At 66.4% G+C, this 11,970-nt stretch carries 4 protein-coding genes; 1 reads left to right on the top strand and 3 read right to left on the bottom strand.

Annotation, left to right across the window (positions count from 1 at the left end):
• Positions 1 to 6: 6 nt before the first annotated feature.
• Together pbpC and ACED67_RS17260 are read right to left on the bottom strand one after the other, a co-directional pair.
• Positions 7 to 2,046, bottom strand: coding sequence for a penicillin-binding protein 1C (gene pbpC, locus ACED67_RS17255; RefSeq protein WP_395542960.1), 2,040 nt, complete (start codon positions 2,044 to 2,046; stop codon positions 7 to 9).
• Position 2,047: 1 nt separating this feature from the next.
• Positions 2,048 to 7,501 carry an alpha-2-macroglobulin family protein gene (locus tag ACED67_RS17260; RefSeq protein WP_395542961.1) on the bottom strand — a complete coding sequence of 1,818 codons (5,454 nt, stop codon included), beginning with the start codon at positions 7,499 to 7,501 and terminating at the stop codon, positions 2,048 to 2,050.
• Between the two features lie 194 nt (positions 7,502 to 7,695).
• On the opposite strand from ACED67_RS17260, the gene ACED67_RS17265 reads away from it, so the two are divergent.
• Positions 7,696 to 10,257 carry a hybrid sensor histidine kinase/response regulator gene (locus tag ACED67_RS17265; RefSeq protein WP_395542962.1) on the top strand — a complete coding sequence of 854 codons (2,562 nt, stop codon included), beginning with the start codon at positions 7,696 to 7,698 and terminating at the stop codon, positions 10,255 to 10,257.
• A 59-nt stretch (positions 10,258 to 10,316) separates the two neighbouring features.
• Here ACED67_RS17265 and serA read toward each other — a convergent pair whose 3' ends face one another.
• The gene (gene serA / locus ACED67_RS17270) at positions 10,317 to 11,912 is read right to left on the bottom strand and encodes a phosphoglycerate dehydrogenase (RefSeq protein WP_395542963.1); all 1,596 of its coding nucleotides are present in this window, start codon (positions 11,910 to 11,912) and stop codon (positions 10,317 to 10,319) included.
• Positions 11,913 to 11,970 lie beyond the last annotated feature (58 nt).

Consider the following 11,970-nt stretch of genomic DNA (forward strand, 5'->3'; position numbering starts at 1 on the left):
ATCCCCTTACCAGAGGCGGACGGTGGCGCGGGCCGAACGGCCTGCGGCATCGATCACCGACAGGGTGACAAAGCCGATGCCGGGGCTGGGCAGCATCGCCTCGCGCTCGCGCATCGCGACGGCGACGGGCATGCCGTCAAGCAGCCAGGTGAAGGGCGCGGTGCCGCCGCGGACAGAAACCTTCAAGCCCGAAGGCAGCAGTTCGACCTCGGACCCGTCGGGCGGGAAGGCCACGGCGGGTGCGTCCGGCGCGGCGGCAAAGACCGCGCCGCGCGGGCGGAAACGTTGCAGCGGCAGGGGAAGCTGCGGGTTCGACACCAGAAGCGTCGCGGCGGGGGCGGGGGGCTGCGGGTCAAGCTGCGGCTTCAGCCGGTTGAAGGCCTGGAACAGCACCGGCGCAGCAACTTCGGCGCCAAAGGCGCCCGGGACCGGCGTGCCATCGGCCCGCCCCATCCAGACCCCGATCACATGCCTGCCGTCAAAGCCGATGGCCCAGGCATCGCGATGGCCATAGGACGTGCCGGTCTTGTAGGCCAGCCGGTTCGACGGCGCGCCGGGCGGCGGGGCAAGACCGGCCAGGATGTCGCCCACTTCCCAGGCAGCGACGGCGGAGATCAGTCTTTGCCCCTCAGCCCGCTCGCCATCCTTGCGCCAGGTCAGCGGCAGGGCAACGCCGCCGCGCGCGATGGCGGCGTAAAGCTGCACCATGTCCTGCAATGTGACGCCCACGCCCCCCAGCGCCACGGCCAGACCGGGCTGGTCGCCGGGAATCTTGTAGGCCACGCCTGCCTTGCCCAGAGCCGACAGCAGCTTGGCCGGCCCCAGCGCATCGGTCAGTGCGACGGCGGGAATGTTCAGCGACATCTGCAACGCCTCGCGCAGACGGATCTCGCCATGGAAGAGCTTGTCGAAATTCTGCGGCGCGTAAGTGCCGAAGACCATGGGCCGGTCGTCGATCATGGTTTCGGGATGGGCGAGGCCCTGGTCGAAGGCGAGGCCGTAGACCAGGGGCTTCAGCGTCGATCCCGGGCTGCGCAGCGCGATGGTCATGTCGACATAGCCCTGCCGGGCATCGGCGGTGAAGGCGGCGGAACCGACCGAGGCCAGGATCTCGCCCGAGGCATGGTCGGCCACGACGATGGCGATCTGCAACTGGTCGCCGCGCCCCTGCACCGATTGCAGCGCCAGCTTTTCCAGCTTCTTCTGCAGGTCAAGATCGATGGTCAGATCCTGCGTGGCGCGCGCGGGGTCTTCGGCCCGCGCCCGGTCGGCCAGATGCGGGGCATAGGCCGGAAAGGGCTGCCGCGTGCCGGGGATATGCTCGGACAGGGCCGCCGTCGCTTCGTCTTCGTCGATCAGGTGAAAGCGCACGGCCCGGGCCAGAACGCGGTCGCGCGCCGCCTCGGCCCGATCGGCGGCCCGGTCGGGGCGGCGGGTTTCCGGCGATTGCGGAATGGCGACCAGCAGCGCCGATTCCGCCGGGGTCAGGCGGCGGGGCTCCTTGCCGAAATAGGAAAGCGACGCCGCCCGCACGCCTTCCAGATTGCCGCCGAACGGCGCGAGCTGCAGGTACAGCGACAGGATCTGGTCCTTGCTCAGCCGCCGCTCCAGCGCCAGCGCCACCCGCATCTGGCGCAGCTTGCCGCCGACCTCTCCGGTGGTGCCTTCCTCCAGAAGGCGCGCCACCTGCATGGTCAGGGTCGACCCGCCCGACACGATTCGGCCCGATGTCGCCGCTTGCCACAAGGCCCGCGCCATCGACCGCAGGTCCACCCCGGCATGGTCGTAGAACCGCCGGTCCTCATAGGTCAGCAGCATGTCGATATAGCGCGGATCGACATCGTCCAGATCGACCGCCAGCCGCCATCGGCCATCGGCAACCGTATAGGCCCGCAGAAGCGCGCCCTTGCGGTCAAGCACCTGCACCGAAGTCTCGACATGCAGGGATGGCAGGTCGGTCGCGTCGACCCAAGCTTCGAACTGGTCACGGCCCGTCGCGGCCAGCCAGAGGCCGGCCGCAAGGGCGATGAACCAGCGCGCGCGCATCCTACTTCGCGGCGATGGTGACCGTGCCCACATCGCTGCGGGCGCGGTAATCGGGGCGGTACATGTCCTCGACCGAGGCCGCCGGATGATGGAAGGTGCCGGGGCTGATGGCCCGCACGATATAGGCCAGACGGAAGCTTTCCGCCGAGGACCAGTCCACCGCCGCCACAAAGCGCTCTTGGCGGAATTCGGCATGGGCAATGTCGCTCATCGCATCCAGCCAGCCCAGCTGCGAGGTCGAACCCGAGGCCATGAGGTTCGGATTGTCGATCTCGAACCCGGCGGGCAGCGGATCGGTGACCAGAAGCCGCCCCTCGGAATAGGCGAAGGGCGTGACCTCGACCACCACGACCAGCCGGTCCCCGGCGGTCACGTGATCCAGCGTCACCTCTTCGCCATCCATCGTGTAATAGGTCCGCTTGATCGCATAGCCATTGCCGCCTGCCGGTTCGGGTTCGGCCGGCACGCCATAGGTGGTGATGGTGACGAAGGTGTCCTGCCCGTCATTCTTCACCGCCACGGGCGTACCGCCATCGGCCAGGACCTTGACCAGCGGGCCGGTCGCTGGCTGTCCGTCGATCAGCACCCCGGCACTGTCGGGCCGGTCGATCAGGGCATTGGTCGCCATCAGCGCCCAGGTCGCCTCTTGCGTCGACAACCGTCCGTTCGCCGTGGCCAGCCGGTCGACCAGCGCCTCACGGTCCACCGCGTTCGATCCGGCCTCGACCGCCAGCGTCAAAAGCGCCGCCACATCGCGATAGGCGGTGCCGTAATCGGCGCGCCAGACCTGCGCCTCGGTCCCGAAAGCCGCCGGAACCCGGGCGGCGGCCTTGCGGAACATCGCATCGGCCCGGGCCTGGTCGCCATAGGCGGCCAGCGCCGCGCCAAGCTGCGCCTGCGCCAGGGGCGAACCGAAATCATCGCCCTTCACATCGACATAATAGCGCAGATCGCCCACCGCCGCCGCGCCTTCGCGTGCCAGAACCATCAGCGCATAGGCCAGCGCGGTTCCGCCGCCATTGGTGCTGGCGTCGAAATCGGGCGCGTAATTCACCTGGTTGCGCAGGTTCGCCAGCGCGTTCTTGAAGGCCAGATCGGGCACCGCATAGCCCTGCGCGCGGGCACGGCTCAGGAAATCGGTGACATAGGCATCCAGCCACAGATCGCCCGAATAGGGGCCCCAAAGACCGAAGCCGCCATCGCTCGCCTGATTGCCCAGGATTTCCGCCACCGCCTGGTCGATGCGGGTCTGGATATTCTCGGCCCCCTTCAGCTCCATCACCCGCGCCACTTCGTCGAAGTAAAGCAGCGGCAGGGCCTTGGATGTCATCTGCTCGGTGCAGCCATAGGGATAGCGGTCCAGGCTGGCCAGAAGCCCCGGCGCGTTCAGCCGAGCGATGGGGCCGATGGCCATGACCGATTTGCCGGTGCCGGGGATCATGTCGGCAAAGACCGACTGGTCAAAGGTCAGGGTCTGGCCCTTGGCCAGATCGAGACGGCTGATCTTGGCAATCTCGGGATCGTTGACCTCGATCGGCAGGTTCAGCGATTTCTTCAGCTGCTTTCCATCGGGCGTGGTCAGCGCGACCTCGATGGTCGCCAGACCCGCCGCGCCCGCCGTCACCGGCACTTCAAGCACGGCCTTGCCCTTGTCGGCCAGATCCACGCCCGAGGCGACCTGCCCCAGCGTGACGCCCTGGCCGGTGATGTCCAGCCCCATCCGGCCCGAAGGCCCGGTGGCATGGACGATCTCCAGCAGAACGCGGCTCTGGTCTCCCGGCGCCATGAAGCGCGGCAGGCTGGCCGTCACCACCACCGGGTCGCGCACCAGCACCTCTTTGTCGGCCTGGCCCACGCCGGTCTTCGACCAGGCGACAGCCATCACCTTCACCGTCCCGTTGAAGGACGGAATGTCGAACGAAGTGCGGGCATAGCCGTCTGCGCCCACCGCCAGCGGTCCCGAGAAATACGCCACCAGTTCTTCCGTGGGCGGCGGCGATTGCAGCCGCGCCTGCGCGCCCGCATCGCCGCCCGAGCGGACCTCGCCCTGCGCGCCGTTCAGCCCGTCGATCAGGCGACCATAGACATCGCGGATGCCGACGCCCAGTTTGCGCTGGCCGAAGAAATGGCCCTGCGGATCGGGCGACTTGAACCCGGTCAGGTTCAGGATGCCCACATCCACGGCGGCAACGGTCACATAGGCGGTCTCGCCCGCCTCGATGCCCTCGACCTTCACCGCCACGTCCATCGGGCCGCGCGGGGCGGATTCATCCGCCGTCTCGACCGTGGCTTTCAGCGCATGCTTGCCCGGGTCGATGCTGGCATAGGCCAGGCCCAGCGCGCGGGCCGGGTTGCGCCCGGCCGCCACATCCATCGGCCGCAGCACGGATGCCGTGACATAGACGCCCGCGCCCCAATCATCGGTGACGGTCAGGGGAATGGTGTTCTCGCCTTCCTTCACCTCGATCGCCTGCATCGTGACCAGCCGGTTCGACAGCACGGTGATCAGCGCGGTTCCCGCCGCACGCGGCACGATGCGCAGCGTCGCGGTATCGCCCGACTTGTAGGCGGGCTTGTCCAGCGACAGGTCCAGCGTATCGGGGCTTGAGACGGTATCGGCGGGCGCATACCAGCCCGACCAGAATTTCGCCGAGGAAACCGCCAGCGTGCCATCGGTCGATTCCACCACCAGCTCATACTGGCCCCAATCGACCGAAGCGCCCAGCTCCACCGGCGCGCTGCCCAGGGTGGCCTCACCCTCGGCCACAAGGCTGCGATAGGTCACCGGCTCCCAGCTCCAGGTGCCATAGCTCTGATACCATTGGTAATCGGTCTCGATCCGGTTGACCTTCCATTTGACCGGCATGTCGGCCACGGGCGCCAGATCGGGGCCAAGGGCGATGACCTGGAAACGCGCCTCGGTGTTCATCGGCACGACATCGCCCTCGAACAGCGGCTTGAGGCCGATCATCGATTCATTCGGCACCACAAGCTGGCTGGCGCGACGTTCGACCGGGCGGCCCGAGCCTTCGGCGACACGCACCGTCACCACCGCCTCAAGCGGGCGACCGACCGGGCCAGGATCGGGCAGCGCCACGTCCAGCGTGGCATTGCCCTCCGCATCCGTCTCGGTCCCCGGCAGCGAATTCATCAGTGCCGAAAAGGCCTGATCATGCCGACCGAAGACATAGCCGGGGAAATCGGGCAGGGCTTGCGCAGCCCGCAACAGAACCTCACCCTCGACTTGCAACCCAGCGCCAGGCGCGCCGAACAGGTATTTGGCGGCAAGGCTGACCATCGGGGCCTCTTCCGCCAGCTTGATCGGGCCGGTGCCGAAATCGAGGGTAAAGTCGATGCGTTCGGGCAGGAAATCCTCGACCAGGAAGGTCTTGGTGGTCAGGGGGGCGGCGTCCAGATCGGCCAGGATCTGCACCGTCCAGACCCCGCGCGGCGCGGTGTCGGCGACCGGCATCTGGAAGACATGGCCGCCCGCGCCGGAATCGGCGACAAGCTGGCGGGAATATTCCACCCCGTCGGGCCGCAGCAGGATGGCGGTCAGCGGCACGCCTTCCACCGCATCGGCGGCAGGATCGCGCGACAGCGCCGTGGCATAGACCGTTTCGCCAGCACGATAGGCGCCGCGATCGGTGGTCAGGAACATGTCGATCGGCGGGGCAGGCTCGCGCCCCTCGACGCCACGGTCGGACAGGTCGAATTCCGGGTCGGTCAGCGACAGGAAGGTGATGTCGCTGTCACCATTCTTCACCACGACCATTGCCGGGGCAGCGGCCCCCGTGCCGCGCGTTAGACCGGCATCGAACCGGGCATAGCCCTGATCGTCGGTCGTGGCGGTGCCCAGAATGGCATTGGCGCGGTTCAGAAGCTCCACCGTCAGCCCCGGCATGGCCTTGGCCTCGCCCAGGCTGCGGGCAAAGACATGCAGCCCGTCAACGCCCGACATGGTGGTCAGGCCGATATCCGACACCACGAACCATTGCCAGCCCGAGGGCACGACATAGGGGTCCACGCCCGGCACGGCGGCCTTGAGCACATAGATGCCGGCCTCCTGTCCGGCCAGCGCCTCGGCCATGGGCAGGCGGGTGGTGACATCCTTGTTCACCTCTTGCGCGACCTTGGCCGTGCCTTGCCAGATCTTCTCGCCGATCTCGTCGGTGAAATAGCTTTCGTCATAGTCCTGCAGCGGCCAGCCGAAATAATTGTTCTGGATCGAGCGCAGCATGTTGCGGTCGGTGACCTTGAACAGCGTGAGATCCAGCTTCTCGGTGTTGACGGTCTGCACCGGCAGGGCGGCATCGGCCATCTTGGGCAGCACATAACCCCGACCGGCAAAGCTGACGCCGGGGTTGCGGTCGCGGATGTAAGAGGTGATCGCCACATCCTTGGCCAGCACCTGGCCATCCGCCGAGGGCAGGCCCTCGCGGAAGGTGATTGTGCTGCGCGAGCCGTGGGTCAGCCCCACGATGCAAAGCCGGTTGAAATCGGCGATCTCGACCGCAAGATCGGCCTGCGGCAGCTTCACATAGGTCGAATAGTCGACGCCCGAGGGCACCAGGTTTTCCGAGAAGGCGGCGCAGATGCGCGGGCGAGCCAGATCCGCCTCGACCGTGTTGTCGGTCAGGCGGAAGCCGTATTTGCCGATGGCCACGTCCAGCAGCGCCGCCGTATCGTCGCGCGGCTGCAACTGCTGCGCCAGCCGCAGCGCCTGCACCATGTCGCGGCCCCGGCCCATCTGTTCCTGGACCTCGCTCATCTGCACCAGGATCGAATGGCGCAGGGCGGGGCTGTCTGCCCGCAGATAGGCGTTCACCGTCGCCAGATAGGCCCGGTTCTCATACCAGTAGCGGTCATTGCCATTCTGACGCGAGGCCGCCAGCGCCCGGCGGGCATATTCCAGCCAGGTCCCGGCATCGTCGGTGATGTTCAGCGCGGCGCCGGTAAAGGCCGTGGCCATCACCCAATTGCCCTGCGCCTCGTTCTCGGACGCGGCCTGAAGATGTTCCGCAGCACTCCAGGCCCCCGAGGTATGGGTCCGGCCCATCGTGGCCGCCATGTCGACGGCATTGGTGATCTCGTAATCATAGACGAAGGTCAGGTCGCGCCGCCGTTCGGCCGCCGCCGCCCGCATCGCCGGATCGCCCGCCACCACCACGCCCGACATGGCGCCCTGGAAAAAGGCCGGCGCGCCGGGATCGGCCTTCAGGAAGCACGACCCGTTCTTGGTGTTGAACGTATAGGCCTCGCAGCGGCTATTGGTCAGGCAGGCGCGTTCGCAGGCCTCCTGGCTCGTGTCGAAGATCGAGGCAATGTCGCCCCCCGGCAGGTCGGCATCCTGGGTCACGATGGAGCGCTTCTCGGGAATCAGATCCTGCGCGGCGGCAAGACCCGGAATCGCAAGAAACAGGGTCGCGGCGGCGACCTTGGCAAAACGGACCATCGAAATATCCTCCTGTCTTATGGCCGGAAGCGTCGCACGCAGCAAAGATTCCAGCAAGGCGTGTCGCCACCCTTTCCCGTTAAGTCTTGGTTCACCCAGCCCGGGGAAAATAGTCGTGAAAACCGGACGTGGCGGGCATTTGCGTGTCTTTCGGCGCGCCGGCGGGCGGGCGGAAGGTCGGCGCAGGGCGCGGAATGGATCTGACGGAACGGTTGGCCAAGGAAAGGCGGGCAAGGCTGGCGGCGGAACGGCTGCTGGAACAGAAGACGCGCGAACTGTTCGCCGCGAACGAAAAGCTCGCCCTGCACGCGCGGTCGCTGTCGGACCAGATCGTCGAACAGCGCGAGGTCGTGCGGACCGCCAAGACCGAGGCCGAGACCCTGAAAGGCCAGAACCACCGCTTCCTGCACGATCTGGAACGCGCCCATACCGCCGCCGTCATGGCCGAACGGCGCCTGTGGGATTCGATCAACACCATCCGCGACGGCTTTGCCGTCTATGACGGCAATCTTCGTCTTGTCACTGCCAACCACGCCTATAAGGCGATTTTCACCGCCCATGGCATCAACGCGGGCGACAGCTATGCCGACCTGATCGCCATGGCCGCGCGCGACGGGATCATCGACCTCCAGGGTGAGGATCAGTCCGCCTGGACCGCCCGCATGATGGCGCGGCTTGAGGATGATCCCGTCGAAACCGAAACCGCGCGGCTGGCCAACGGCACCTGGATCCGCGTCGTCGACCGCCGCGCCCGCGACGGCGACATGGTCAGCCTTGTCTTCGACATCACCGAACAGATGCGCATCTGGGCCGCGATCGAGGCCCTGCCCGATGCCTTCGTCCTTTTCGACCGGGAGGAACGTCTTTTGACCTGCAACCAGCGCTACCGCGACATGTTTCCCGATTCCGCCCATAACATGGTGCCCGGCACGCCCTTCGAGGCGCTTCTGCGCCAGGGGCTTGCGGCGGGCCATGTCCCCGAAGCCAAGGGGCACGAGGAGGACTGGCTGGCCAGGCGCCTCGCCCAGTTCCGCAAGGCCGGGGTCAGCGAATGCCGCCTCTCCGACGGGCGCTGGATCCGCGAGACCGACCATGTCACCCCCGATGGCGGCCGAGTCGGGCTCCGCACCGACATCACCCAGTTGCGCGACCAGCAGACCGCGCTGGAAGCCGCCCGTCGCGCCGCCGAGGCCGCGAACCGCGCCAAATCGGCCTTCCTGGCCAATATGAGCCACGAAATCCGCACGCCGATGAATGGCGTTGTCGGCATGGCCGAGCTTTTGTGCGACACCACCCTGTCCGATGAGCAAAGGCTTTTCGCCGAAACGATCCGCTCTTCGGGCGAGGCGCTTCTCGTCATCATCAACGACATCCTCGACTATTCCAAGCTCGAGGCCGAGCGGATGACGCTGCATCCCGAACCCTTCGATCTGGAACGCACCATCCATGAGGTGACCATGCTCTTGCAGCCCCGCGCGCGGGCCAAGGGCATCGACATGATGATCGACTACGACATGTTCCTGCCCACCCGCTTTGTCGGCGATCCGGGGCGGCTGCGCCAGGTGCTGACCAACCTGATCGGCAATGCGGTGAAATTCACCGAGCAGGGCCATGTGCTGACCCGCGTCGTGGGGATCGAGACCGAGGATGGCCGGGAACAGCTGCACGTCACGGTCGAAGACACCGGCATCGGCATCGCCCCCGAACACCTTGACCACATCTTCGGCGAGTTCAACCAGGTCGAGGATGAACAGAACCGCAAATACGAAGGCACCGGCCTGGGCCTGGCCATCACCCGCCGCCTGATCGAACGCATGGGCGGCGCGGTCTGGGTCGACAGCGAAACCGGCAAGGGATCGGCCTTCGGTTTCCGCGTCACGCTGCCCGTGGCCGAGGCCGGGCAGGCCGTGCGCCCGCCGGTCAGCCTGCGCCGGGCGCTGGTGGTGGATGACAAGTTCATCAACCGCACCATCCTGGAACGCCAGCTTGCCCCCTGCGGCATCGAGGTGACGCTCTGCCGGTCGGGGGCCGAGGCCTTGGCCGCGGTCGAGGCTGCGGGGGCCACGCCCTTCGACGTGATCCTGACCGACCATGATATGCCGGAAATGGATGGTGTGACGCTTGCCCTGCGGCTGCGGCAGGCGGGGCATCTGATGCCGATTCTTCTGCTGTCCTCCAGCCCCTCGCTGGCACGGGAACGCGAAGGCGTGGTGGCGCTGGACGCGATCCTGCAAAAGCCGGTCCTGCGGGCCGAGCTCTATCGCCGCCTGCACGACCTGTCCGCCCCGCCCGAGGAAGAGGCCGAGGTGACCGCCCCGCCGCCTCCGCCGCCCGCGGCGGAACTGCGCCAGATGCGGGTTCTGGCGGCCGAGGACAACAAGACCAACCAGCTTGTCTTTCAAAAGATGGTGCGCGGCCTCGATATCGACCTGGTCTTCGCCAATAACGGGCGCGAGGCGCTGGATCTCTGGCGCAGCTTCGCGCCCGATCTGATTTTCATGGATATTTCCATGCCCGAGATGGACGGCAAAGAGGCCGCAACCGCCATTCGCGGTGGAGAACCGCCGGGCCGACACACGCCCATCGTCGCGATGACCGCCCATGCGATGGAAGGCGATGCCGATGCGATCCTGGCCTCGGGCATCGACCGCTATCTGACCAAACCCCTGCGCAAGGCCGCCATCACCGAAGCCCTGGCCGAGTTCTGCCCGCCGGACGCGCGCCCGCTCGGCACGCTGGCCGAGGATGCGGCCTAGACAGCCGCATCCCGAAGCCTGCTTGGTCCGCCCCGGCGCCGGGGCTTCCCTTGCGGCGCCTATGCGCCTTCGAAATGCAGCGACTTGACCTGCTGGAACATGCCCGTCGCATTCAGCGTCTCGACCACTTTCGGGTCGATCTGCTGGTCCAGATACAGGATCGCGATCGCATCCTGCCCCACGCCCGACCGGCCCAGGGTAAAGTTCGCGATGTTCACTCCGTTCTTGCCCATGGTCATGCCCAGAAGACCGATGATCCCCGGCACGTCCTCATTGGTGGTGTAGAGCATATGCTCACCCACTTCGGCGTCGATATTGATGCCCTTGATCTGGATGAAGCGCGGCTTGCCATCCGAGAAACACGTCCCCGCGACCGAACGTTCGCGCTTGTCGGTCACCATCGTCACCTTGATATAGGCGTCGAAGACCCCGGTCTTGTCCTGACGCGTGGTCGAGATCTGGATGCCCTTGTCCTTGGCCACGACCGGGGCCGAGACCAGGTTCACATCCGGGTTCTGCGCCTTCAACACGCCCGCGATCACCGCCTGATTCAGCGCGGCAATGTTCATGTCGGCGACCTTGCCGTCATAAAGGATGTTGATCGCGCGGATCGGCTCATCCGTCATTTGGCCGATGAAGCTGCCCAGATGGCCGGCCAGCTTGATCCAGGGCCCCATCACGGCCGCCTCTTCCGCCGTCACATTCGGCATGTTCAGCGCGTTCTGCACCGCACCCGTCAGCAGATAATCCGACATCTGCTCGGCCACTTGCAGCGCCACGTTTTCCTGCGCTTCGGTGGTGGACGCGCCCAGATGCGGCGTCACCACCACATTCGGCAGGCCGAACAGCGGGCTTTCCGTCGCCGGCTCCACCTCGAACACGTCAAAGGCCGCGCCCGCGACATGGCCCGATTTCAGCGCCTCGGCCAGCGCCGCCTCATCGACCAGCCCGCCCCGGGCGCAGTTGATGATCCGCACGCCCGCCTTGGTCTTGGCGATGTTTTCCGCATTCAGCACGCCGCGCGTCTTGTCGGTCAGCGGCACATGCAGCGTGATGAAATCGGCCCGGGCCAGCAGCTCGTCCAGCTCTACCTTCTGCACGCCCAATTGCTTGGCGCGCTCTTCCGACAGGAAGGGGTCATAGGCCACGACCTTCATATGCAGGCCCACCGCGCGGTCGCAGACGATGCCGCCGATATTCCCCGCCCCGATCACGCCAAGCGTCTTGTTGTAGAGCTCGACCCCCATGAACTTCGACTTTTCCCATTTTCCGGCATGGGTGGAGGCCGAAGCCTCGGGAAGCTGACGCGCCACGGCGAACATCATCGCGATGGCATGTTCGGCGGTCGTCACCGAATTGCCGAAAGGCGTGTTCATCACGATCACGCCCTTTTTCGACGCCGCCGGAATATCGACATTGTCGACGCCAATCCCGGCGCGGCCCACCACCTTCAGATGGGCGGCCTTCTCCAGCAGCTTCTCGGTGACCTTGGTCGCGGATCGGATCGCAAGCCCGTCATATTGGCCGATGATCTCGGCCAGCTTTTCCTTGTCTTTGCCCAGTTTCGGCAGGTAATCGACCTCGACGCCACGGTCGCGGAAGATCTGGACGGCGGTTTCACTCAATTCGTCGGAAACGAGAACGCGGGGGGCCATCATGGGGCTCCATTCTTGAATGGGGGGAAAGCGTCGGGGCTGGGCCCCGGGCTATGAA

Source organism: Neotabrizicola paludis, assembly GCF_044142105.1.
GTDB lineage: Bacteria > Pseudomonadota > Alphaproteobacteria > Rhodobacterales > Rhodobacteraceae > Pseudogemmobacter.